The following is a 23,766-nucleotide window of genomic DNA, read 5'->3' as shown; positions in this document are numbered from 1 at the left end:
AGGGTAGCCCAGGGAGTGAAAAGAAGAGGCCCTGCCCCAGGGGTTAATGGTGTTTCTACTGCTGAACGTTACGCCCCCCCTACGTTCCCAGCACCTGTTGCTCATCAGCGGTGTGCTCTCTTGTTTTCCACCCCCAATAACAGGAGTATATTTCCTACAGGATCAACAGTTCTTTCGGGGTCTGAGTCAGGTTCTCACAGCCGTTTTCTCGAAGAACAACAATGTCCTCGATCCGAACGCCATACTGCTGCTCGGGGACGTATACGCCGGGCTCGATCGTCACACACGCCCCAGACGGGAGTTCGTCGTCCGCTGTGTGCGAGACACGGGGCCATTCGTGCACCTCAAGCCCGAGCCCATGGCCAAGCCCATGCGTGAAATATTCTGCCAGTCCGGCCTCTTCGAGAGACGCTCGGGCCACCGCATCCAGTTCTTTTCCTGTCATGCCCGCCTGTGCAGCGTCAAGCGCGGCATTTTGAGCCGACAGTACCGCATTGTATCCGTGCCTCGCCGGGTCGCCCGGATCACCCAGGGCCACCGTTCTTGTCATGTCGGAGGCGTATCCCTCCCGAACCCCCCCCATGTCGATCACAATCATCTCTCCCTCTCGCAGCGTCCGGCCTGTGGGGTGGGCGTGAGGTCGGGCGCCGTTGGGTCCCGAGGCCACGATGGGGTCAAACGACATCGACTCGGCCCCCTTCGCTCGGTGGCGGTAGACAATTTCTGCCCCAACTTCCCGCTCCGTCATCCCTGGCTCGATGAGGTCGACAACCTCGCGAAACACCTCGTCGGTGATTGCCTGCGCCGCCTGAACACGAGAGACCTCGCGCTGAGTTTTGGATGCGACGAGGCGAGTTAGCAGACTCGTCTCCGGGATCCACTGTACGTCCTCGTGGTCTTCTACAAGGGCATCTCGGCGAGCAACGCTGACGTGATCTGCCTGAAAGGCCACACGCGAAAACGGCTCTAGTAGTCTTTCCTCCACCACGCACTCCGAGAGCCCTTTCTGTGCAATGTAGACATCGGCGCCTTCCACCTCGGCCTGGGCCTGATCTGTATAGCGCCCATCCGTCACGAACGACGCCGATTCAGAACCAACAATCAGGAGGCCACTGGACCCTGTAAACCCACAGGCCCATCGAACATTCGGCAGGAATGTGAGGAGGGCAGCGTCCACCTCAAGGCCATGGAGGCGGTCACGAACACGAGAGATGCGACTAGGCATTTGAGGCAGACCAAGAAGATGAACCCAGAGACGTGAAAAGGACTGCTCCTACTCGTTTCGCGTGGACGGTCCCGAGTAGTAGTTGGGAGACTCCTTCGTGATCTCCACGTCGTGTGGGTGGCTTTCCCGAAGGCCCGCGGCGGTGGTCCGAACAAACTGGGCCGATTCGTACAACTCTCGAACCTCTTCGCAGCCACAGTACCCCATCGCGGCTTGGAGCCCGCCCTTCATCTGGTGTAGCACCTCACTCAATCTTCCGCTGTATGGCACACGGCCCTCGACCCCCTCGGGCACCAACTTGCGGAGTTCGTCTTCGGCGTCTTGGAAGTACCGATCTTTGCTTCCGTCCTGCATGGCTTCTACCGAGCCCATGCCGCGGTAGCTCTTGTACTTACGCCCCTCGTATATGATCGTCTCGCCAGGGCTTTCTTCAACGCTGGCGAAGAGGCTTCCAATCATGACGGCGCTGGCCCCGGCCGCCATGGCCTTTGGAATGTCGCCGGTCTGTTTGATCCCCCCGTCAGCGATTACGGGCACGCCGTCGGGACGAGCCTCCTCGGCACACTCCATGATCGCGGTCAGCTGGGGCACCCCAACCCCAGCGACCACGCGGGTTGTGCAGATTGATCCAGGGCCGATGCCGACCTTGACACAGTCCACCCCTGCCTCAATGAGCGCACGGGTGCCATCGGCCGTCCCCACGTTGCCCGCCACGATCTCAACCTCCTCCTCAAACCGGGCCGAGATCTGCCGGACCGTCTCCAGGACCCCTTCGGCATGGCCGTGCGCCGTGTCAACAACCACAAAGTCCACCCCTACCTCCACCAAGGCCGCCACGCGGTCCATCACGTCGGGCGTCACGCCCACGGCCGCCCCAACGCGCAGCCGGCCGTGCTCATCCTTGCACGCATGGGGATGCTTTCGTCGCTTGCGGATGTCCTTGAATGTAATGAGCCCTTTCAGGTAGCCCTCCTCGTCCACGACCGGGAGCTTTTCAACCTTGTGCTCCTGCAGGATGTCGATGGCCTCATCCAGGGTCGTTCCTACCGGCACCGTGACCAAATCATCGGCCGTCATCATCTCATGGATGGGCGTGTCGCCATCTAGCTCAAACCGAACGTCTCGGTTTGTCACAATGCCCACGAGCTTGTCCGATTCGTTCACGACCGGGATGCCCCCGATGGAATAGTGGGCCATCATGGTTCGGGCGTCCCCCACCGTATCGTGGGGCGAGATCGTGATCGGATCGAGAATCATTCCGTTCTCCGACCGCTTCACCCGGCGAACCTCAGCGGCCTGATCCTCGATCGACATGCTCTTGTGAAGCACTCCAGCCCCTCCCTGACGGGCCAACGCAATCGCCATGTCCGCCTCTGTGACCGTGTCCATGGCCGCGGACAGGACCGGAACGTTGAGCTTGATGTTTTGGGTCAGCCAGGCGGAGGTGTCCGTCTCTCGAGGCATGACCTCGGAGTGGCCTGGGACGAGAAGCACGTCGTCGTAGGTCAGGCCTTCGGTTTTGATCTTATCATCGGGGGCCGTGTCGGAGACGCCGTTTGTAACCGGTTTGGACATTGGTAGAAGGGAATTGGGAGGATTATTGAAGATCAACGCGTTGGTAGAGCTCGCGAACTTCCTCGGGGTCCAGTCGGCGCCACTCCCCACGCTGCAGGCGGCCGGTGACAAGGGTAGCGTACTTGGACCGTTCCAGTTGCACAATGGTGTGCCCGAGCGCCTCCATCATGCGACGAATTTGACGGTTGCGGCCCTCGTGCAATTCGAGAGCGACATCGGTCTTGCGCTGCGGATCGAGGTACGCGGCCTGATCGGCCGCTGCCTGTCCATCGGAAAGCTCCAGCCCCCGCCTCAGCGAATCGAGCTGATGGGGCTTTACCTGATCCTGGAGACGCATGTAGTAAATTTTGGGAATCTCGTACCGAGGGTGCATCAGCCGGTGGGCGAGGTCGCCATCGTTGCTCACCAAGAGCACCCCGGTCGTATTTCGGTCCAGCCGCCCCACCGGAAAAAGGCCAGACGGGTTGTCACTGGGCACCCCGATCACATCAAGGACCGTCTGGCGATCTCGTGGATCATCGGTGGTACTTATCGTATCCTTCGGTTTGTTGAGGAGCACGTACTCAAATTCGAGGGGATAAACTTCCTCCCCGTCCACACTCACGGTTTGTCCCTCTTGTACCCGAGTGCCGTGCTGGGTTACCCTCTCCCCATTGATTTGAACCCGTCCCTGCTCCACCAGGTCGTCCGCGTCTCGACGAGAACAGACGCCCGCATGCGCGATGTACTTGTTGATCCGCATGCCTTCTCGGTTGGAGGAATCGGTGGCCATGACACAGAGACTGATTCACGGTAAATCGGCGTGCCGGGGCGGGCCTATCCGGACGAGTCTTCGTCGTCGGAGGCATCAATGCCCTCGGCGTCTATCATATCGACCGAGATGCCTTCTTCCCGATCAAGTTGCAAAAGCTTGGCCCGTTCGTCGTCGAAGGCCGGGTCGTCGAGCAGGTCTTCGACCTCTCGGAGGGTGGGAAGGTCGTCGAGGGCATCGAGCCCAAACTGCTCGAGGAAACGGTCGGTGGTGCCGTAAAGAAGCGGCCGTCCCACAGAGTCAGCTCGTCCCTCCACACTCGCGAGATCCATCTTTAACAGCTTCCGGATCGCGTAGTCCGAGTTCACACCGCGCACGAAGTCTACCTCTGGCCGCGTGGCCGGCTGGCGGTAGGCAATAACCGCAAGGGTTTCCATGAGGGAGCGCGAGAGGTTCGTCTCCTGCTCCTCCACGTAAAAGGCCTTTGCAAATGAAGAGAAGGAGGCACGAGTGACCATCCGGTACCCTCCTGCCCACGCCTCTACCACAAAGGTGCGTCCGTGCTCTTCGTAGGCCGCATTGAGCCGGTCGATCGCCGCATCGATATCGTCTTCCGACGGCTCTGAGTGCCCCGTTACGTCGGCCATGATCCTGGCGATGTGGGACGCCGACACGGGTTCATCGGCAGCGAAGAGAATCGCCTCTGCTGCCTCTTCGAGCGTGTGGTCGTCGGGCATAGGGGGGCGGCAAATCGACCAAACAGAGCGCTCCGTCCTTTCCCTGACACGTTCCGGTTCGTGTGCCTAGGTAATAGATTGAAAGGTGGAGGGAAGTCCGTCTCCGGAGCTAGACGGGTCGGGACGCGAAGGGGCGTCTGCGGGAGGGACTTCCTCGCCACAATATGCGTCAAATGCCTCCAGCAGATCCTGTGCAATGACCTCGGCGTTTCGGCCCTCGATGTGCTTCCGTTCCACCACATATACGGGCTGACCCTCTCGGAAGAGGGCAAAGAACGGGGAAGACGGAGGAATCCCTGGGAGGTACTCCCGGGCCCGCTCCGTCGCCTCAAGGTCTTGGCCGGCGAACACCGTAACGTAGTGGTCTGGGTGCTGCTCTGTCGCCTCCTTCGCCTTGGACACAGCCGGCCGGGCGTTGCCCGCAGCACAGCCACAGACTGAGTTGATCACGAGCAGCAGCGTCTCATCGTCGGCCTGATCAAAGGCAGCATCGACCTCATCGGGCGTACGCAACTCCTCGACGCCCAACTGGGTCAGCTCTTGACGCATCGGCTGAACCATCTGCTTCGGATACGGCATGGAAAGCACTTATTCGTTGCAGGAACGACACGAGCCTCCAGCGGCGGCCCGGAGGATACACTAGTCACGTGCTACGACCAGTCCCAACGGTTGATCCCTTCGAAAGGCCGACTGAACAGGCTTGATCTTGACTTTGAAGCTCGACGTTGTGAGCCAGTTAACCTGGAGTGAATCTCTTCGCACACTGTCAGAACCGGCCTCTGCAGGTGGCTTCCGCTTGGTCCGAAGAGGTTCCCGGAAGATGACCCTGCAAGCCCCTTTGACTCCCTCCTTCTTTTATTCGTCGGTCGCTCAGAATCGACTTCCGGTTAACATACTTATGCTGATCTACCTAGCACCGAGGTAGCAAAGACCCGATTGGTCGGAAGACCGAGTGGAGGTGTGCCCGGTTGTCGGAGCTCTACCTCGTACACAGAGCTGCTAACGGTAAACGATTAAATATGCTCTTTGCAATAACAGATATCAAAAGTGCTCACCCCTGTTTTCCTTAGGGTCTGCCAGAAGAGAAAAAGCGAGCGGGGCAGTCTTCGAGCGGAACGGAGCAACGTCGAAGGACCTCTTTGGCATCAGCGGAGACAAGCCCCGGGACGACGTGCCTTTTTCTGCAGATTCCGCGCTCTTCGAAGAGATTCTTTCGTCGCAGGCTCCGTCAGAATGACCCGTCTTGCCTGTGATTGACGCAGGGCACTGGCCCTTTGAATTTTTGTCGTGCAGCAAGCTCTTGACCCGTACTCGTTTTCTCAAAGCAGGCGTTGCCCGCCCACTTTTGGAGCATTGCCCCGCCGCACACAAGCAGTCAAAAGCCTCTGATGCCCAACAGAGGAAGACCCTGGAAGTGATGGATATGTGAATGCGACACCCCCAAGATGAAGTCTCTTCGGAGGAAGCGTTTACGTGACGCTGGGATCACAACTCGTCACGGGTCCAGAGAATTAGGGAAGGTGAGAATATGTCATTGTGCACAGTGAGCAACCTCGATCCCCATTCATCGATTTCAACGCCGACATGGAAGCAACCAATAAGACGCCTGATTTGGATGTCACCAACTCGCCTGAGTCCGCTGCTCAGGAGAGCATCCAGCGCGCACTCGATCAGGGTGTCGAACGCGGACAGATTCATCGTCTCCACCAGTGGGCGACCATGCTAAACGAGCTTTGCCACGAGGAAGACCGTGGTTCCTGACACATTTGCTGCAAACCAGAAAGGAAAAGGCCGATGCACTGGTGATCGGGGCCTTTTCCCAACACCCAGTGAAAGCTTTTTGTCTTCCGACGCTTCTCCGACCCACAAGCAAGGGCCAGATTGGCTCAGGCTGCGGATTCGAGCTTCTTATGCAGACAAAGCAAGAAGGAGACTCGTCTTGTCCCAATCGCAGACCAGTCAGCAAAGCAACCCACGAGAAGCCTCTTATCGGACAACCGTGGTCTGAAGGGGCACTGTGTTTGAGAGGCACTGCCCCCCTCCGGCCAGAACAACTATCGAGACGGAGACTCAGTGTAGCTGCAAGGTGGCGTTAAGAACACACCATACAGGGAGACCTCAGTACAACCCCGGCGAGAGACACCGCGGAACAGAGCTCTTGAACGCAGCAGGCGAGCGTCGGGCGGGAATTGCCCTTGGCAGTCTCAGTTCGCCTCGCAGATTTATCTTTCGTAGGGCCTCCTACTCGATATTTACATCGGCCCCAACTCGGTCCGCGAGCACCTCGAACTGCTCCTTCGTAACGGCAATAAACACCCGGTCTACACCTGTCAGGTCGTGCTCGTCAGACTTAATTCGATTGGTGCTCCCACCGGGTGCGTCCGTTCCCCTGTTGCCATTGACCGAAATAAACGTGTCAACGGGATCCGAACCATCTACCGCCTCAACGACAGCATCGCGGGAGGTTTGGAGTGCCCCGGCGAAGGTAGTTGCCATCCCGGTGTAAAAGCCACCATACTCTCGCAGGGATTTGTCCTTGCTGCTACTGAATTTTTCATCGGTGTGGGCTCGAGCAGACCGGTTGCGCATGCGATTTCGGGTTGGTTGGAAGAGTATTGTGTGTGTGCCACGAGCTTCAGGCCGAAATTGGTCTCATGAAGCCGTAACATTGATGGACAGAGTCAAAAATCGGCGGACATTGAGGCACCTTGCCGATCCCTCTGAAAGATCGCAACTTTCATCTCGCACTCAAAACACCCGGCGTCAAGGACGGGCGAAAGGCCAGAGAGGCTTAAACACACGCGACCAGGTCCCAACACGAAAGCCGTCTCGACGCTGTTCGAGACGGCAGGGGCTCCATCATGGGACCGGTTCAACGTTCACTTGGAGGTAGGCCCGGAGGGATTCGAACCCTCAGCTCACGGATTAAGAGTCCGTTGCTCTACCAGGTTGAGCTACGAGCCTATTGTTTCAATTTCCGCTACAACAGTACCTTGCACAGCGAAAGAAGTTCAGCAGATTCCTGTGGCCCAACGCCACACGGGCGGCTTTCCACTGGGCTTCACAGATTCGGAATGTCGAGATGGCTCTGTGGCGGTCACGTCCACATTCATTTCTGTGTTCCCTCCCCGCGTATTTTCTCTCGTACTCTATATGTAGGAACTGGATTTCGCCACGTGCTCTCAAAACAGGTACGAGGCACCCTGATGCTACGTAGGGTCAGCCGCGGCGTCCAATCTCCAGCCTCTGACACGCTCGTTATGCCGGGGCGCATTCGACAGGCCATTCCTCCAAGCACATCGCCCGTCCCCAGCACACCATGAGGGAAGACTACACGTCCAGGTCGTCCGCCTCCGCGGCGTGCTGCATGATGAACTTGAACCGGGCCGAGCTGTCCCGCCCCATCAGTTCGGTGATCGTCTGCTCCGTGACCATCCGCTCGGTGTCGGGAATGCTTACCTCAAGCAGGCGGCGGCCCTCGGGCGAGAGGGTCGTCTCGTTCAGTGTATTGGGCATCATCTCCCCCAGTCCCTTAAAGCGTTGAATGTCGACATTGGGATTGCGGCCGTCGCTCCGGACCTTATCCAGGACCTGCTCCTTGTCGGATTCGTCGAGCGCCCAGTGGGTCTCCTTGCCCGCCTCGATGCGGTAGAGCGGCGGCTGGGCAATATGCACGAACCCCCCCTCAATGAGCGGCCGCATGTACCGGTAGAAGAACGTGAGCAGGAGCGTAGCGATGTGATGCCCGTCCGAGTCCGCGTCCATCAGGAGGATGACCTTTCGGTAACGCAGGTCGGACAGGTCCAGCGCATCGCCGATGCCACAGCCCAGTGCCTGCACGATGTTGGACAGTTCCTTATTGCTTTGCACCCGGTCGAGGGTGGCCTGCTCGGCGTTCAGGACCTTCCCACGAAGGGGCAAGACCGCCTGCGTCTTCCGGTCGCGCGCCTGCTTGGCCGACCCACCGGCCGAGTCGCCCTCCACGATAAAGAGCTCACACTCGCTCGGGGTGCTCGACGAGCAGTCGGCCAGCTTGCCGGGCAGCTGCAGACGCGACGTGGAGCCCGACCGCCCGCCGCTTCCCCCTGATGCCGATCGACGAGCCCGCCGGGCCTTCGCCGCCTGCACAACCCGCGATGCAATGGCCTCCCCCGTCGACGAGTGGTCGTTCAGGTACTGCTCCAGCTCGGTGCGAAGGGCCCCCGAGACCTGCGACCGAACCGAGGGGTTGTTGAGCTTGTCCTTCGTCTGCCCCTGAAACTGTGGGTCCACGTGAAACAGGTTCACGATCGCCACGAGCCCCTCTCGGGTGTCGTCGCCCTTAATCTCCAACCGGTGCGGCACGAGGTCGTGCGTGTCCATGAACGACCGGACCACCGACCGGATGCCGCTTTTGAGCCCCTGCTCGTGGGTCCCGCCGTCCTCCGTCGGAATGCCGTTGACGAACGTATGGAGCTGTTCCTTCGGCGCGTCGGTCCACTGGAGCGCAACCTCAAGGCGGCCGTCCCCGTCCAGGTCATCGTCCTCCATCATGAAGACATCGTCGTGAATCGGACTCACCTGAAGATCCTCCACGAGGTGCGTGAGGTACTCCTGGATGCCCCCCTCGTGGTGCAGACGGTGCCGCTCGCCACTCGTCTCGTCCCGGAAGATAATTTTCAGGTCCCGGTTCAGATAGGTCTTCACCTCCAGGTGCTCCCGAATCCAGGACGGGTCAAACTCGACGGACTCAAAGATGTCCGGGTCGGGACAGAAGTAAATTTCTGTTCCGGTCCCGCGCGCATCCCCGTCGGTGACGTCCAGCCCCGTCACCGGTGTGCCTTGCCGAAAGCGCTGCTGGTACTCCTGCCCATCGCGCTTGACGGTCGCGATGAGCTCCTCCGAGAGGGCATTGACGACCGAGACACCCACCCCGTGCAGGCCGCCGGACGTGATGTAGTTGCTGGCGTCAAATTTGCCGCCCGAGTGGAGCGTCGTAAGAATCAGCTGGACGGTAGGGACGCCCTTCTCGGGGTGGTCGTCCACCGGAATGCCGCGCCCGTTGTCGGACACGGAGATGCTCTCCCCATCCTCGTGCAAGACGACCTCAATCCGGGAAGCGTACCCGTTGGTGGCCTCGTCGACGGCGTTGTCCACCACCTCCCACAGGATGTGATGAAGGCCGGGGCGCCCCGTGCCTCCAATGTACATGCCCGGCCGCTTGCGGACCGGTTCGAGGCCTTCGAGGACGTCGATGTCTTCGCCGGTGTACGTCGTTGGCATATGCTAGAATTCGTCGTGCTTCGTGAGCGGGTCTCTCGTAATCGTGATTCCTACGTCTATGCGGCCTCACTCAGGGACACCTCCACAGGCTTCGGAAACACCTCCGCGAAGTAGCCCCGCTTGATCACGAGCGTGCCTTTGCCCCCCCGATTCGTGACGTCAAACTTCGTTGTGCGCACGATCTCGTCCCGCCCGTTGTTCGTCTCTACCCTGAGCCCCTCCCGAGCCCGGGTGCTGAGGCTGAAGTCGAGCACACGGTCGTTGTCCTCAAGACGGATGGCACGCACGCCTTTAGCAGGGCCCTTGTAGACCGAGACCTGATGCACAGGAAAGACCAGCGCCCGCCCGTCGTGCGAGGCAAGGCAGATGTTCTCGTCGCCACGGGCACAGTGGACACGGGCCACCTCGTCCCCGTCTTCCAGTCGCATGTACTTGCGGCCCGTACTAATCGAGGGCTCCAGGTAGCCATCCAGGGTGAAGCGGGTGGCTTGCCCGCCCTTGCTGATGGCGACGACATAGGGTTGATCCGGTGCCTCGGGGTCGTCCGGATCGAAGAGATCCCCCTGTTCACTCGGCTCGGGCGGCACCGGGTCCGGAAGTGCCCGGCCCTCGAAACTGATGACGCCGACCACGTGCTCCCCGTCGTCGAACGAGAACAGCTTTTGGACCGGGTCGCCGTACCCAGTCGTGCTCGGAATTTCCGTGATGCGGGTGGTATAGCACGTGCCGTAGTTCGTAAAGAAGCCGACGGTGGCGCGGGTCGACCCGGCCAGGGCCCAGCCCACCTCGTCCCCGTCTCGGGTGCGGATGGCCTCCAAGTCCGAATACGTGCCCTGCCGCTTCACCCAGCCGTCCCGCGTGACAATGACGTGGACGTCCTCGTCGACGATGTAGTCTTCTTCGGTATACTCCATGGTCGCCTCCGGGCCGGCAATGGTACTGCGGCGCTCGTCCGTGTACTCGTCACGAATGTCTTGAAGCTCGTCTTGAACGATGCCCCAGCGTGCATCTTCGTCGTCGAGCAGGCGACGGATCTCCTCCGCCCGGGCCCGCTTCTCCCCCAGTTCGTCCCGAATCGCCTCAACCTCCATCTGCGAGAGCTTGTAGAGCTGCGTCTCCAGAATCGCGTCGGTCTGCTCCTCGTCGAGTTGGAAGCGATGCATGAGCCGCTGGGCGGCATCGGCCTTGTTCTTTGAGGCTCGGATGATCTCGATGGCCTCGTCCAGGGCGTCGAAGATCGTCTCGAAGCCCTCTAGGATGTGGATCCGCGCCTCCAGGTCCTCCAGTTCGTTCTGTAGACGCCGGGTCACGACGTCCAGTCGAAAGTCGAGGAAGTACCGAAGAATGGCGCGGAGGTCTACCTGCTTCGGGGCCTTCACGTCCGTGCTCTCGGTCGGCACGAGGCAGGTGAGGTTGACGTGGAATCGTTTCTGGAGCTTCGTGTGCTTGAAGAGGTAGGCCATCGCCGCCTCTGTATCGGAGCCACGCTTGAGCTCCAGCACAATGCGCACATCGTCGGTCGACTCGTCGCGCACATTCGACAGCTGCGGAACGTTCTCCTCGGCGATATGGTCAGCAATCTCCTCGACGATCTTGCTCTTGTCTACGCCATAGGGCACCGACTCGATAATGGCGCGGGTCTTCCCCTTCGTCCGGTAGGCCCCGCGCATCTCGATCGTCCCGGAGCCCGTCTCGTAGATCTCTGCGAGTTCGTCCTGCGTGTTCAGGATGCGTTCCCCCGTGGGAAAGTCCGGCCCCTGAATGTGCTCGCGGACGAGCGTCGAGGTCGTCACGTCGGGCGCCTCGATCATGTGGAGGGCCGCGTCGACCACCTCGCCGAGATTATGGGGCGGAATGTTGGTGGCCATTCCCACCGCGATGCCACTTGCTCCATTCACCAAGAGATTGGGGACGCGGGCGGGGAGCACGACCGGCTCCTCCAAGGAACCGTCAAAGTTGTCGCGGTAGTCGACCGTCTCGTCGCGGAGCCCCTCCAGCATCTCCATGGCCAGGGGCTGCAGCTTGGCCTCCGTGTAGCGCATCGCCGCCGCACTGTCGCCGTCGAGCGAGCCAAAGTTGCCGTGCCCATCGACCAGCGGCGCCCGCAGAGAGAACGACTGGGCCATGCGCACCATGGCGTCGTAGATGGCCTTGTCGCCGTGGGGGTGGTACTTTCCCATCGTCTCTCCCACAACCGTCGCGCTCTTGCGGTGGCGCTTAGACGGATACAGATTCAAACTGTCGAACATCGCAAAGAGGATGCGTCGCTGCACCGGCTTCAGGCCGTCGCGGATGTCCGGCAGTGCCCGGCTGGTGATGACGGACAAGGCGTAGTTCAGGTACCGCTCGCGGGCGGTCTCGTGAAGTGGAATGGTCTCGGTAACAGGCATCAGCGGCGTTCAATAACGGATGTTGACGGCGCACACATAGTTTACTCACACGTTTTCGGAGATACAACTCCCACTGACTGGCGTTTCGGAAGATTTGAGCGTTTTCCATCGGGCCACCGGAGCTAACAGGCCTCACTGCGCAGATGATCAGCACGCAGACGAGCGTTCATCCGCCAATCGCTTCTCCAAAGGACACGTGGGGAAGCGTGCAAGGGAGGCCCTCTTGTTCATCTCTAAAAACATCATTTTTCTATGCAATAACGGAACCTTTTAGAAGGAATTCAGGGACAGTGCCTTGTCTAGAGTGGCGCACCGCTGGATGTCTTACAATCAGTAGTTAAGGGTGAAGTAATCGCCGTCCTCATTGGGATGAAGATGCAGAAGGTCGGCCTCTGTGAGACGGAGCAGCGTCTGAGATGCCCGTTCCCGCGGGATGTCGGCCAGCTGAGCCAGCTGTGACACAGAAATGCGGCCATAGTCATCCAGGTACCGCATGAGTAGTGACTCCGTCTCCCCAAATTCGAAGGTTACTCCCGCCTGGTCTTCCTGCTCGCGAAGCTCCTGGATGGTCTCGGGACTGGCCGCGACGCTACTCGCCTCCACCCGCACGTACGTCCGCCCCTCTTCGGCGGGGGTCTCTTCGTCCTCCACCACCACGTGAGGCTTGGTGCTGCTCTCCGGGATCGTGACGACGAGCACGTCGCACCGGGGCTCCACGACAATCCGCTCGGTTCGATACTCTACAACAGGCCGGGAGTGGGCGGTCACGGCCTGGCGGAAAAGGAACTCTTGTTCAGATGTATGTTCGACGCCCGTGATGGTCCCGTCGTCGTTCACCCCGAGTACGATGCGTCCGCCATTGGTATTGGCCAGCGCGACTACCTCTTTCGCAATGCGCTGAGGCCGGGGGGCCCGACGCTTGAACTCGACACTGATGCCCTCCCCCAAATCGACGAGCTGTTCCAGTTCCCGACGCGTCATACCAGTTGTGCAGACGAACTATGAGTAGGTACAGTCGGGGTTGGGATCAGGCCAGTGCATCCGTGAACGGGACGAGAGACCAGAGTTGATGCCCCCCATCTTCTGACCGCACCAATCGCTCAAAATTTGCACAACGGTTCGACACGGCCAGGATCAGAAGAGTCAAGAGGCCCCCTGGGGGCTACGTGACAGCCCATGCTCCCGTTTGGCCGAGCGTGTCATGAGTTCGTCGACCATGTCTTCGGGACGCTGGTCTTCAAACAGAACGCGATGCACCGCCTCTGTGACGGGCATCTCGACGTCGTAGTGCTCGGCCAGCCCCCGGACCGATTGGGTCGTGCGAACCCCTTCCGCCACCATGTCCATCGTCGACTCAATCTCGTCGAGCGTCTTGCCGGTTCCAATCTGCTCCCCCAGGTGCCGGTTGCGACTGTGCTGACTCATGCAGGTCACGAGCAGGTCACCGATGCCCGCCAGCCCAGCAAAGGTTTGAGGCTTGGCCCCCATCGCGACCCCGAGACGCCGCATCTCGGCGAGGCCACGGGTAACGAGGGCCGCCTTGGCGTTGTCCCCGTACCCCACTCCATCCCCCATGCCCGCCGCAATCGCGAGGACGTTCTTCGCGGAGCCTCCAATCTCAACCCCCACCACGTCGGTATTTACGTAGACCCGAAGCCGCTCGGTCATGAAGGCGTCCTGGACCCATTCTGCGCGCGGCTCGGTGGGGGCGGACGCGACGAGCGTAGTCGGCTGACTTGCGGCCACTTCCTCCGCGTGGCTGGGCCCGTAAAGCACTCCAATTTGCTGAGCCTCTATCCCTGTCAGCTCTTCGGCCAAGACCTGCGACATCGTTCGCAGGGTATCGTTTTCAATTCCTTTGGCCAACGAAACCACGGTCGTCCCGGGACGGGTGAGCGGCGCAATTCGGGTGGCCACGCTGCGCAGGCTCTGCGAGGGCACCGCCACGGCCCAGAGGGACGAGGCGCTCGCGGCGGCCTCAAGGTCCGAGGTCACATCCACGGACGACGGAATCTCAATGTCCGAGAGGTACGTCGGGTTGCGGCGAGTTGTCCGCATCTGCTCGACCGCCTCTTCGCGACGGGCCCAGAGGGTCACGTCGCGCCCCGCGGCAGCCAGGTGCACGGCAAGGGCCGTTCCCCAGCTTCCGGCCCCGAAGAGCGTAATCGAAGTCGACATGGGAAGACGTCTGAATGCAAAGACATGGACACTGGGGCGAAGCCCGGGCCGGGCAGCAAGTCCCGATGGCGATCTTCTCACCGTAGAGAGCCCGGCAGGAACGCAGCGCGCCCGCTAGAGCTCTCCACGCCCCAGCATGCCCTGGGCCGGCTCGAAGGAGCTAATCTGACTCTCGGAGCCGTTCAGAAGGCGCCGAATGTTGGACCGGTGCGCCACGACGATGGCCAGGGCAAGAAGCCCTCCGAAGACGAACAGGCTCGGATCGAGGTCCGCCCCCAACCCGAAGCGACGAAGGGCCACAACGGTCGGGAACGCGACGGCAGCGGTGATGGAGGACAGCGACACGTACCGCGAGGTGAGCAGGATCGTCACAAAGACCGCGAGTGTGATTGCCATCGTGAGGGGCGTGAGCGCAAAGAGCATCCCGGCCGCGGTGTTCACGCCCTTTCCTCCCTCAAACCGCGCAAAGATGGGATACATGTGACCGATCACCGCTCCGATTCCGGCAAGCAGCCCCAAGACCACGAACGAGTCCCATCCGAACAGGGACAGGCCCGTCGGAATCGGGTCAATGCGAATCACCGACGCCACGACCCCCGCCGCGAGGAAGCCTTTTCCGAAGTCTACGACCGTCGCCAGCGCGCCGGCCTGCCAGCCCACCACGCGAAAGGCATTGGTGGCCCCACAGTTGTGGCTGCCGTGATTGCGGATGTCGACCCCGTGCAGGGCCTTGCTGGACCACAATGCTCCGGGAACGGACCCGAGAAAATAGCTGATAAGCAGGATGACAATCAGCGACCACATGTTGACACCCCGATGGCGGTTGAGCGAATTGAGAACGGGACGCGCATCCAGGACGACATCGGCGTCGGTGCGCCTCCGTAATTTAGTGCCTATCGTACCTCGTTTTTGGCGCCAAGTGTTCCGGTGAAGCCGGCCCGGACGGCGCGGTGGCGCCTCCCAAGGCGACTAGGACGACTCCGCCGCGGCTTCGATTCGACCGATCCGAATCGGTGATTCGCCCATGGACTTGAGCTGCCCGACAGCGTCGGCGGCGTCATCTGCCCGCACCACAGCCACCAAACCCACCCCAAGGTTGAAGGTCTGTCGCATGTCGGCCTCCGGCACGTCCCCGAGCTCTTGGATCAACGAGAAGATGGACGGGCGGTCCCAGGCGTCGTAGTCGACCACCGCTGTGCTCCCCTCCGGCACCACTCGCCCGAGGTTGTTCGGAAGCCCGCCGCCGGTAATGTGGGCGAGCCCCTTGGCCAAGCCGGACTCCACGAGGGAGCGGATCGGGCGCAGGTACGAGCGATGGACACGAAGCAGTGCCTCTCCCACCGATCTCCCTCCCAGTTCGGAGGGACAATCATTCACGGTGTACGCGTCGAAGAGGACACTCCGGGCCAAGGTGTAGCCATTGGTGTGGATGCCCGTCGACGGCAGCCCGAGCAGCACGTCTCCGGGGCCTACCTCTTCGCCCGTGACGATCTTTCCCTTGTCCACCAGCCCAACGACCGTTCCCACGAGATCGAAATCCCCCTCGCCGTACACATCCGGCATCTCTGCAATCTCGCCCCCCACCAGTGCACACTCGGTTTCGTCACAGGCCGTCGCGAAGCCCCCCACGACCGCCTCCGCCGTGTCGGGCTCCAGGGTCCCCACCCCATAGTAATCCAGGAAGTACAACGGCCGGGCTCCGCACGCAGCCACATCGTTCACACAGTGGTTCACCAGGTCCTGCCCCACGGTATCGTAGCGCCCGGCACGCGACGCCACCTTCAGCTTGGTGCCGACCCCGTCGATGGACGAAACGAGCACCGGCGCGTCCATCCCCTCCAGGTCCGGTTCGAAAAGCGACCCGAAGGCCCCAATGTCCGCCAACACACCGGGGGTAAATGTATCCTGGACACTTGACCGAATGCGATCGACCGTCTCTTCACCGGCCTCGACATCAACACCTGCCTCTTTATAGGTCGTCATGATCGTCCGTGCTGTGATTGGGGAAAAATGGTGGACCGCCCCCTACCGGCGGCCAAAGAGCATAAGCAGATACACCTCCAACCGGCGGACCCGCGACAGTTCGATAGGGGCCGACCAGAGGTCGTAGTCGCGCCGGTCGAGCTCGTCCAGTAGGGCAAGGGCCCCGTGCCAGTATCGAAGAAGGGCGTAGCGCTGACGAATCCCAAGGTCATCGGCCAGGGCCCGTCCGCGCTGCAGGGCGTCGCGCACCCGAACGCACTGCTTCCAGAGCAACCGACGAGCGCCCTCGCTGACCGGGCCCGTTCGGAGTCGCTCCACCGACACATCGTACTGGCGGAGTTCTTCTAGGGGCACAAAGAGGCACCCGTGCTCCAGGTCGACGGGCAACCGCAACAGGTGCCCCAGATGGAAAAACCCGCGGGCCAATTCGTCGACCCAGCCAATCTGCACCGAGTTGGTCACGTCCGCCAGGTGCGCGAGAAGGCGGGCGTGTGGCACGGCCCAGAGCCGAACGAACGTGTCCAGCTGGTCGGCCTGCTCGAAGCGCGTCTCTCCCGCGAGGAGTCGAGCCGCTTCGACCTGCGCCCCGAGCCAGTCGAGAGGCAGGCTGTGCATCTCGCACGCCTCGTAGGCGGCCGAGGCCGTCTCGTCGGGCACCCCGCAGAGCAACGTGCCCGCCTCGGCCCGTGCGCGCTCTTCGTCGAAGAAGGACTCAGGGTCTCGGTCTTGGGGGACGGTTGGGGCTACGAGGGCCGAGTGCCAGTGCCAGAGCGCCCGCGCCGCGGGTCGGTGACGGCGGGACCAGTCGTCATGGAATGGGCGGGGCAAGTCCGATGTGTGCGTGTCGTCACCCATTCGAGACCGAGAATCCCATCAGCCCAAAAGCTACGAACGGCCCCCCGAATACGGAACGGGGAAGCCACCGCGGGCTTCCCCGTTCGTCTCAAAGCCAGGCCAAAAGGGCGTTACGCCTCGACCCCGGCAAACTCTTTCTTCACGACGCTAATCTGGCTGCCTTCGAGCACCATCTGGAGCTCTCGGTCGGACAGGTCGTGCTCCACAGTGTAGGTTTCCTCCTTGTCGGCGTTCGCGAGCTCCACGTCCGTCCCAGACTGTACCTGGTCCCGCAGATCGCGGAACTGCAGCGTGTCGCCCTGCTCGATGCTGTCATACGACTCGTCGTCCTTGAACAGGAGCGGCAGGATGCCAAAGTTCGCCAGATTCTGCCGGTGAATCCGGGCGTAGCTCTTGGCGATCTTGACGCGGGTGCCGAGCCACCGCGGCGCGATGGCAGCGTGCTCTCGGCTGGAGCCCTGCCCGTAGTTCGTGCCCCCAACCACGGCGAAGCCGTTGTCCTGGTGCTCCATGGCGCGGTCAAAGAAGCTCTCGTCGACCTGGGTGAAGACGAACTCCGAGATCTTCGGAATATTGGAGCGGTATGGCAGAATGCGCGAGCCGGCCGGCATAATTTCGTCGGTGGAAATATCGTCGCCCACCTTCAGAAGCACCGGCAGGTCGAACGAATCCTGGAGCGGCTCGAACTCGGGGAGCGAGACAACATTCGGCCCCTTCTCAAGCTCCACGTCTTTTGCCTCCTCCGCGGAGAGGGGCTCGACGAGCTGGTCGGTGTTGACGCGGATTTGATCCGGCGTCTCCGCGTCCGGGTACTCCATGTCGTAGAGGTCCGCCAGGTCACGCGGGTCGGTAATCTTGCCCGTGAGCGCCGAGGCAGCGGCCGTCTCGGGACTCACGAGGTGCACTGCATCCTCCTTCGTGCCGGAGCGGCCTGGGAAGTTGCGTGGGACCGTGCGCACCGAGATCTGGCCGGTGGCGGGGGCCTGCCCCATGCCGATGCATCCGTTGCAACCCGCCTGGTGGATGCGAGCACCCGCGCGGGTGAGCATCTGGAGATGCCCCGAGTTCATCAGGTTCTCCAGGATCTGCCGCGAGGTCGGATTCACGTCGAACGACACCCGGTCGTGCACCTGGTGGTCGTCTACAATCTCAGCGGCGCTGGCGAAGTCACGGAAGCCAGGATTGGCCGACGATCCAACATAGCTTTGATAGATCTCTTTGCCTTCGACCTCTCGGACCGACACCACATTGCCCGGACTACTGGGCTTTGCGATTTTCGGTTCCACCTTCGAAAGGTCGATTTCCTCGTGCTCGTCGTACGTGGCGTCCGCGTCGGCCTTGATCTCCTGAAAGGCGTCTTCGCGGCCCTGACGACGGAGAAAGGCTCGGACCTCATCGTCGGAAGGGAAGACGGTGCTGGTCGCGCCCAGCTCCGTTCCCATGTTGGCGATTACGTGACGGTCCATGCAGCTGAGGCTGTCGAGCCCTGGACCGTAGTACTCAATGATCTGCCCCACGCCCCCGTCCACGTCGTGCCGCTCCAGCATGGTCAGAATGACATCCTTCGCACTCACCCAGTCGGGCAGCTCGCCAGTCAGCTTCACGCCCCAGACCTCCGGCATGTTGATGGTGTACGGCTTACCGGCCATGGCCATGGCAACGTCGAGCCCCCCAGCTCCGATGGCGAGCATACCGATGGCTCCGGCGGCGGGCGAGTGGCTGTCCGATCCAATGAGCGTCCTGCCGGGCTTTCCAAATCGCTCCTGGTGCACCGGGTGGCTTACGCCATTGCCCGGACGGCTGTACCACGCGCCGAACTTTTTGCACGCACTGCGGAGGAAGAGATGATCGTCCGGATTTTTAAAGTCGGACTGAATGAGGTTGTGGTCAACGTACTGGGCCGAAAGCTCGGTCTGGACACGAGGGATTCCCATCGCCTCAAACTCCAGCATCACCATCGTGCCGGTGGCGTCTTGGGTGAGGGTCTGGTCCATCTCGAGCTCAATTTCCTCCCCCACCTCTAGGCCATCAAAGCTTCCGCTGGCGAGGTGGCTGTCAATGAGCTTTTCTGCAACATTTTTACCCATAAGTCTAAGCAGTAGTGGTCAAGCAAAGTGGTCACGGATCGGTGGGTCAACCCCTTCTACCTACCGAAGGTAATGCCTCCACCCTGAAGTTCGTACCCCTGCGCATAAAAAAATTGTGTGCCTGCCCCAAGATAGCAACCGGACGGACGAATACGTACCTGTCGCCCCATGGCCCGTTCCTCAGTCTTGGGCTGCCTGTGTCCAGGGAGGAGCCTCGTCGTTGAGGAAGGCCTCGATGCCGGCCTGGCAGTCGTCTGTACCGCGGGCGAAGGCGTTCATCTGGGCAGCATAATCGAGCGCCTCATCGAGTCCCATGCCCGGCACTCGCGCAAGCATCTGTTTCGTCAGGGCCACCGCTGAGCCGCTCGTTTCCCGCGCCAGCTCGTGGGCAAGGTCGTCCACCGCCCCGTCCAGCTCTTCCCCGGGAACAGCTCGGGTCACGAGCCCCATCTCCACCGCCTCAAGCGCCTCCACCAAACGTCCCCGAAGCAGCAAATCTCGGGTCTGCGTCTCCCCCAGCTTGCGCCGCAAAAAGACCATCACGATGGCCGGCACAAACCCGATGCGCACCTCCGTAAACCCGAGCTTTGCATCCCTCGACACGTATGCAAAGTCACAGACGGCCGCGAGTCCACACCCGCCTCCAATAGCGTGCCCGTTTGTTTTTGCAATAACGGGCATTGGGTGCTGATAGACCCGTCGAAAGAGCTCCGCGAGGTGGCGAGAGTCCTCCTGGTTTTCCCTGAGCCCGGCGTCGCGCATGGCCCGGAGCGAAGACAAATCCGCCCCGGCGGAAAAGGCCGAGCCAGCCCCGGTAAGAACGATGACCCGGACAGACTCTTCCTGCTCCGCCTCGTCCAGCGCAGACAGCAGAGCCGTCACGAGCTCTGCGTTCAGGGCGTTGCGCTTGTTCGGTCGGTTCAGACAGAGAGTGCGAACGGGACCGTCGGTGGTGACCTGGAGGAGGGTGGACATAGGGGGCGTTGAATTGGCGGTGGCACGTTTCGGCCAGAACGTACGAAGCAGAACCGGACGATTGCCAATGGAAGAACGAATTTCGCGTAGCGCACGGGGGATGAACGGGTGCGCGGTACACAACTAGGCAATGTACAACCCAAACCTCCCCCTACTTCTCAGCAGGGCTCCCTCTTCCCATTCCCTCTGCCAAGTAAAACCGATAGATCGGCCACACGTCGAGGATCAGATCGAGCGCACGGTCGACCAATTCCGCGCCGAGGTGGAGCGTCTCCTCGCGGCCAATGTAGTGACGCACGTGGATCCCATCGGCCCCCTCCACACTGTCCGGGACTTGGTCCAGTGGGGCGTCGAACACGGTCTTCGTCTTGCTTCCGCCCGCCCTGCCGTGCGTATGAAACCGCCAGTTTTTATTTTGCAATAACGGGTTTACAAGGTCAAGGTACATCCCGGGGGCGTCGTGGATTCGCGACGTCGCCTGCGTCAAGAGGTCTGTGGCGTGAGCCCCCACATAAATTCCCACTGCGAATCCATCCGGGGACACGCGGTGGGTGATCTGAACATCTTCGAGGCGGCGCGTCTCCGGCCGGTAGAAGGACATCCATAGGTTGTCGTTGCAGCCCCCGGCGCCAAAGTCATTTTTGAGCAGGCGGCTGAAAACGTACTTCTCGGTCTCGAATCCAAGACGGTTTGGGAGGACCCAGTTGACCACCAAGTCGTCCCGATAGCGCCGAAAGGGATCCTTCAGGAACTCCGTGACGCCCGGCTTCTCCGCCTTGTACTGGTTGATGTGCGGCTCGGCGCGGAGCCGATCTAGCATCCTGAAGACGTCTTCGGACCACCCCTCGAAGGAGCGGTCGAGGTCCTCGGGAGTATGCATGGCGTCGAGGGGCTTCTGCGGCGGGTCAATCGCCGGGGCAGGCGGCTCGTTGGACATGCGAGGCGGAGCACGGTCGTAAGATGGGCGCATTTTGTCCGTACGCCCCGTCTTGGGCAACGTTCAGGCCACACGGGGAACCTCTTCTTCTCGGTCCTGCAGGTAGGCCTCCGCCGCCTCCACCAGCGGTGCGCTCCCAATGAACAGCGGGGTGCGCTGATGCACCCCCTCGGGTTGAAGATCGAGGACACGTTGGTGGCCGGTGGAGGCCCGTCCCCCAGCCTGCTCTACGAGAAAAGCCATGGGGTTGGCTTCGTACATCAGGCGCAGCTTCCCGTTTGGGTAGTTCGTCCGCGCGGGATACATGTAGAGCCCGCCCGTCAGTAAATTCCGGTGGAAGTCGGACACAAACGAGCCGATGTAGCGGGCCCGGATGCGTGCTCCGGTGTCCGGGTCCTTTGTCTTCAGCCACTGCAGAAAGGCACGAAGCTTCGGGGAAAAGTCCTCAATATCCGCCTCGTTGATCGAGTACATGGCCCGCTCTTGCGGAATCTGGAGATCCGGATGCGTCAGCAAAAATTCTCCGATGCCGGGATCCAGGGTGAAGCCATTGACCCCATTCCCGGTCGTGAAGACAAACATGGTAGACGAGCCGTAGGCCACGTACCCGGCCGCCACCTGCTCAGCCCCGGGTCGAAGGGTGACGTCGAGGGAGTCTTCCTCGTCGATGTCTTCAGGAAGGGTATAGACGCTAAAGATCGTCCCCACCGACGCGTTGACGTCCGTGTTGCTCGATCCGTCGAGCGGGTCAAAGAACACCGCAAAGCGCTCCTGAAAATTCCCGTGCGGCGAAAGCGACACCGTTTCCGGCTGCTCCTCCGAGCCAATCAGGCAACATTCACCGCCGCGGCGGAGGGCACGCTCGAGCTCCCGGTCGGCAATTTCGTCGAGCTTCTTCTGCTTCTCGTCCTGCACGTTCACGGTACCGGTTTCCCCCATGACGTCGAGGATGCCCGCCCGACGAATGTTGTGGTTAATGATCTTGGCCGCCACGCTCACATCGCGCAGAAGCCGCGCAAACGCCCTCGTGGACTGTGGAAAGCGGTCACGGCGGTCGAGAATGAACTGCTCAAGCGTCATGACCGACGCCAGGGCACCAGACGACGCTGGGGCGTCCGACAGTGCGTGCGACATGGAACGAACGGTCTGTCAAAAAAGAAGTGAACCTAGAAACGCCCCCCCTGACGCGACGCCCTACTGCTCCAGGGTGGTCGGCAGCCAGTTTTCGTGCTTGGCCGATCGGGTCATGAGGCGCTTTACCATTTTTCGGGGACTCTTGTCGTCGAACAGTATGGCGTGCACCGCTTCCGTGATGGGCATCTCAACCCCATGATGCTTTGCCAGGTTGTAGACGGAGCGCGTCGTTCGCACCCCCTCGGCCACCATCGCCATTTCGTTGAGCACCTTATCGAGGCTCTTTCCCGTGCTGATCTGCTCCCCCAGGTACCGGTTGCGGCTGTGCTCGCTCATGCACGTCACGACAAGGTCGCCGATGCCCGCCAGGCCCGAGAAGGTCTGCGGATCGGCCCCCAGTGCTTGGCCCAGGCGCCGGATCTCAGCCAGCCCACGCGTGATGAGTGCTGCCTTGGCGTTGTCACCGTAGCTGACCCCGTCGGCAATCCCCGCCGCGATCGCAAGCACGTTTTTGGCGGAGCCTCCAATTTCGACCCCGAGCACATCGGTGTTCATGTATACGCGCAGGCGCTCAGTCATGAACACCTTCTGGATGCGCCGGGCCTCTTCCTTGTCCGGTGCAGCCGCCACAACAGCCGTGGGACGCCCTTCGGCAACCTCCTCCGCGTGACTAGGCCCGTACAACGCCCCGATCTGGCTCGACGGCACCGACTCGAACACATCGTCGAGAACCTGCGACATCGTGAGCAACGTCTCGTTCTCGATGCCCTTTGACAGAGCCACGAGTTGCACGTCCTCGTGCACGTGCGGACGGAGGTGCTCGGCCCGCGCTCGAAGCTGCTGAGACGGCACGGCCATGCCCCAGAGATCGGAGGCCCCCGCAGCCGTCTTCAAGTCGGTAGTGATGTATACAGAGGACGGAATGAGGAGCTCGGGCAGGTAGGTGGGGTTGTGGGAGGTACGACGAATTTCTTCGGCCACTTCCGGGCGGCGCGCCCACAGCACGACGTCGCGCCCCGCCGAGGCGAGATGCACGGACAGGGCCGTGCCCCAGCTTCCGGCACCGAACAGCGTAATGGAGGACATAGATCAGGAAATGACGGGTGAGATGGGGTGAAGGCCCCTCGATCACAACGGACCGCGGAAGCGCTTCCTGCTAGACGTAAAGGTTAACCTAGGAGATCCATCTGATATTGCTTCGGGGTAACGCCCTCATGTTCTTTAAACATGTCGATGAAATGGCTCGTGCTACTGAAGCCCAGGGCATGGCTTACGTTGGTCACGGTGTTCTCCGCGTCCGCCAACAACTCTCGGGCCCGAACGACCCGTTCCCTTGTGATGTACTCCAGCGGAGACATGTCGAATTCGTCGCTGAAGTGCCGATAGAAGCTGGACTTGCTCATGCAGGCCTCTTCCACCAGCTCATCGATTGAAATGTGCCGGTCCAGGTTGTCTTGGATGTACTGCACCGCTGCGGCCAACCCACCGGCGGACGTGTTGCGGGGAAACTCGCCGATCAGGAGGGGACGCGAGGCGGTTTGGAGCATCTGGATGAGCAGCTCCATCGCGTTCAGGTCGATCAGCCGGTCGCGGTTCGGGGGGTTCTCACGGAACAAGTACGCGATCATCTCCAGAACACGGGCAATCCCCTCGGTTTTCTCTACGTGGAAGCACGAG

General features: G+C 61.3%; 19 protein-coding genes and 1 tRNA gene. All 20 read right to left on the bottom strand.

Annotation, left to right across the window (positions count from 1 at the left end; translation table 11 throughout):
- Positions 1–154: 154 nt before the first annotated feature.
- Positions 155–1,225, bottom strand: coding sequence for a M24 family metallopeptidase (locus B7R93_RS12745; protein ID WP_103021137.1), 1,071 nt, complete (start codon positions 1,223–1,225; stop codon positions 155–157).
- Between the two features lie 48 nt (positions 1,226–1,273).
- Positions 1,274–2,800 carry an IMP dehydrogenase gene (gene guaB / locus B7R93_RS12740; protein WP_103021136.1) on the bottom strand — a complete coding sequence of 509 codons (1,527 nt, stop codon included), beginning with the start codon at positions 2,798–2,800 and terminating at the stop codon, positions 1,274–1,276.
- Positions 2,801–2,822: 22 nt separating this feature from the next.
- Positions 2,823–3,572 (bottom strand): pseudouridine synthase, encoded by a 750-nt coding sequence (locus B7R93_RS12735; RefSeq protein WP_103021135.1) that lies wholly within the window; start codon positions 3,570–3,572, stop codon positions 2,823–2,825.
- A 44-nt stretch (positions 3,573–3,616) separates the two neighbouring features.
- The gene (scpB, locus tag B7R93_RS12730; RefSeq protein WP_103021134.1) at positions 3,617–4,288 is read right to left on the bottom strand and encodes an SMC-Scp complex subunit ScpB; all 672 of its coding nucleotides are present in this window, start codon (positions 4,286–4,288) and stop codon (positions 3,617–3,619) included.
- A gap of 66 nt (positions 4,289–4,354) precedes the next feature.
- On the bottom strand, positions 4,355–4,867 hold the full coding sequence (locus B7R93_RS12725) for a BrxA/BrxB family bacilliredoxin (RefSeq protein WP_103021133.1): 513 nt from the start codon (positions 4,865–4,867) through the stop codon (positions 4,355–4,357).
- Between the two features lie 1,662 nt (positions 4,868–6,529).
- On the bottom strand, positions 6,530–6,784 hold the full coding sequence (locus tag B7R93_RS12715; RefSeq protein ID WP_232798413.1) for a hypothetical protein: 255 nt from the start codon (positions 6,782–6,784) through the stop codon (positions 6,530–6,532).
- Between the two features lie 394 nt (positions 6,785–7,178).
- Positions 7,179–7,252 (bottom strand) — tRNA-Lys (locus B7R93_RS12710).
- A gap of 366 nt (positions 7,253–7,618) precedes the next feature.
- Complete coding sequence (locus B7R93_RS12705; RefSeq protein ID WP_103021130.1) at positions 7,619–9,550, bottom strand: DNA gyrase/topoisomerase IV subunit B; 1,932 nt, start codon at positions 9,548–9,550, stop codon at positions 7,619–7,621.
- A 56-nt stretch (positions 9,551–9,606) separates the two neighbouring features.
- A complete protein-coding gene (locus B7R93_RS12700) occupies positions 9,607–11,940 on the bottom strand; it encodes a DNA gyrase/topoisomerase IV subunit A (protein ID WP_103021129.1) in 2,334 nt (777 codons plus the stop codon).
- Positions 11,941–12,270: 330 nt separating this feature from the next.
- Complete coding sequence (locus B7R93_RS12695; RefSeq protein WP_103021128.1) at positions 12,271–12,921, bottom strand: AlbA family DNA-binding domain-containing protein; 651 nt, start codon at positions 12,919–12,921, stop codon at positions 12,271–12,273.
- Positions 12,922–13,083: 162 nt separating this feature from the next.
- Positions 13,084–14,118, bottom strand: a complete 1,035-nt coding sequence (locus B7R93_RS12690) for an NAD(P)H-dependent glycerol-3-phosphate dehydrogenase (RefSeq protein ID WP_103021127.1) — start codon at positions 14,116–14,118, stop codon at positions 13,084–13,086.
- 114 nt (positions 14,119–14,232) lie between these two features.
- Positions 14,233–14,922: a glycerol-3-phosphate 1-O-acyltransferase PlsY gene (gene plsY, locus B7R93_RS12685; protein ID WP_103021126.1), complete on the bottom strand. Its 690-nt coding sequence runs from the start codon at positions 14,920–14,922 to the stop codon at positions 14,233–14,235.
- A 165-nt stretch (positions 14,923–15,087) separates the two neighbouring features.
- A complete protein-coding gene (gene purM, locus B7R93_RS12680; protein WP_103021125.1) occupies positions 15,088–16,101 on the bottom strand; it encodes a phosphoribosylformylglycinamidine cyclo-ligase in 1,014 nt (337 codons plus the stop codon).
- Between the two features lie 42 nt (positions 16,102–16,143).
- Positions 16,144–16,929 (bottom strand): squalene/phytoene synthase family protein, encoded by a 786-nt coding sequence (locus tag B7R93_RS12675; protein ID WP_232798410.1) that lies wholly within the window; start codon positions 16,927–16,929, stop codon positions 16,144–16,146.
- A gap of 137 nt (positions 16,930–17,066) precedes the next feature.
- Entirely contained in the window at positions 17,067–19,043 is a 1,977-nt protein-coding gene (locus B7R93_RS12670; protein ID WP_103021123.1) for an aconitate hydratase, read from the bottom strand.
- A 180-nt stretch (positions 19,044–19,223) separates the two neighbouring features.
- A complete protein-coding gene (locus tag B7R93_RS12665; protein ID WP_103021122.1) occupies positions 19,224–20,018 on the bottom strand; it encodes an enoyl-CoA hydratase/isomerase family protein in 795 nt (264 codons plus the stop codon).
- Positions 20,019–20,169: 151 nt separating this feature from the next.
- Positions 20,170–20,955: a hypothetical protein gene (locus tag B7R93_RS12660; protein WP_103021121.1), complete on the bottom strand. Its 786-nt coding sequence runs from the start codon at positions 20,953–20,955 to the stop codon at positions 20,170–20,172.
- A 63-nt stretch (positions 20,956–21,018) separates the two neighbouring features.
- A complete protein-coding gene (fbp, locus tag B7R93_RS12655) occupies positions 21,019–22,089 on the bottom strand; it encodes a class 1 fructose-bisphosphatase (protein WP_103021120.1) in 1,071 nt (356 codons plus the stop codon).
- Between the two features lie 60 nt (positions 22,090–22,149).
- The gene (locus B7R93_RS12650) at positions 22,150–23,175 is read right to left on the bottom strand and encodes an NAD(P)H-dependent glycerol-3-phosphate dehydrogenase (protein WP_103021119.1); all 1,026 of its coding nucleotides are present in this window, start codon (positions 23,173–23,175) and stop codon (positions 22,150–22,152) included.
- A gap of 83 nt (positions 23,176–23,258) precedes the next feature.
- The coding region (locus B7R93_RS15935; protein ID WP_232798408.1) for a helix-turn-helix transcriptional regulator at positions 23,259–23,766 on the bottom strand (508 nt) is incomplete at its 5' end.

This window comes from Salinibacter altiplanensis, assembly GCF_002894645.1.
Lineage (GTDB): Bacteria > Bacteroidota > Rhodothermia > Rhodothermales > Salinibacteraceae > Salinibacter > Salinibacter altiplanensis.
The sequence above is the reverse complement of the archived record's forward strand: the minus strand, read 5'-3'. Positions and strand labels throughout refer to the sequence as shown.

Excerpts from the sequence above, each read along its gene's own strand:
- B7R93_RS12745 (WP_103021137.1), bottom strand. The coding sequence starts at position 1,225 with ATGCCTAGTCGCATCTCTCGTGTTCGTGACCGCCTCCATGGCCTTGAG.
- guaB (WP_103021136.1), bottom strand. The coding sequence starts at position 2,800 with ATGTCCAAACCGGTTACAAACGGCGTCTCCGACACGGCCCCCGATGAT.
- B7R93_RS12735 (WP_103021135.1), bottom strand. The coding sequence starts at position 3,572 with ATGGCCACCGATTCCTCCAACCGAGAAGGCATGCGGATCAACAAGTAC.
- scpB (WP_103021134.1), bottom strand. The coding sequence starts at position 4,288 with ATGCCCGACGACCACACGCTCGAAGAGGCAGCAGAGGCGATTCTCTTC.
- B7R93_RS12725 (WP_103021133.1), bottom strand. The coding sequence starts at position 4,867 with ATGCCGTATCCGAAGCAGATGGTTCAGCCGATGCGTCAAGAGCTGACC.
- B7R93_RS12715 (WP_232798413.1), bottom strand. The coding sequence starts at position 6,784 with ATGGCAACTACCTTCGCCGGGGCACTCCAAACCTCCCGCGATGCTGTC.
- B7R93_RS12705 (WP_103021130.1), bottom strand. The coding sequence starts at position 9,550 with ATGCCAACGACGTACACCGGCGAAGACATCGACGTCCTCGAAGGCCTC.
- B7R93_RS12700 (WP_103021129.1), bottom strand. The coding sequence starts at position 11,940 with ATGCCTGTTACCGAGACCATTCCACTTCACGAGACCGCCCGCGAGCGG.
- B7R93_RS12695 (WP_103021128.1), bottom strand. The coding sequence starts at position 12,921 with ATGACGCGTCGGGAACTGGAACAGCTCGTCGATTTGGGGGAGGGCATC.
- B7R93_RS12690 (WP_103021127.1), bottom strand. The coding sequence starts at position 14,118 with ATGTCGACTTCGATTACGCTCTTCGGGGCCGGAAGCTGGGGAACGGCC.
- plsY (WP_103021126.1), bottom strand. The coding sequence starts at position 14,922 with ATGTGGTCGCTGATTGTCATCCTGCTTATCAGCTATTTTCTCGGGTCC.
- purM (WP_103021125.1), bottom strand. The coding sequence starts at position 16,101 with ATGACGACCTATAAAGAGGCAGGTGTTGATGTCGAGGCCGGTGAAGAG.
- B7R93_RS12670 (WP_103021123.1), bottom strand. The coding sequence starts at position 19,043 with ATGGGTAAAAATGTTGCAGAAAAGCTCATTGACAGCCACCTCGCCAGC.
- B7R93_RS12665 (WP_103021122.1), bottom strand. The coding sequence starts at position 20,018 with ATGTCCACCCTCCTCCAGGTCACCACCGACGGTCCCGTTCGCACTCTC.
- B7R93_RS12660 (WP_103021121.1), bottom strand. The coding sequence starts at position 20,955 with ATGTCCAACGAGCCGCCTGCCCCGGCGATTGACCCGCCGCAGAAGCCC.
- fbp (WP_103021120.1), bottom strand. The coding sequence starts at position 22,089 with ATGTCGCACGCACTGTCGGACGCCCCAGCGTCGTCTGGTGCCCTGGCG.
- B7R93_RS12650 (WP_103021119.1), bottom strand. The coding sequence starts at position 23,175 with ATGTCCTCCATTACGCTGTTCGGTGCCGGAAGCTGGGGCACGGCCCTG.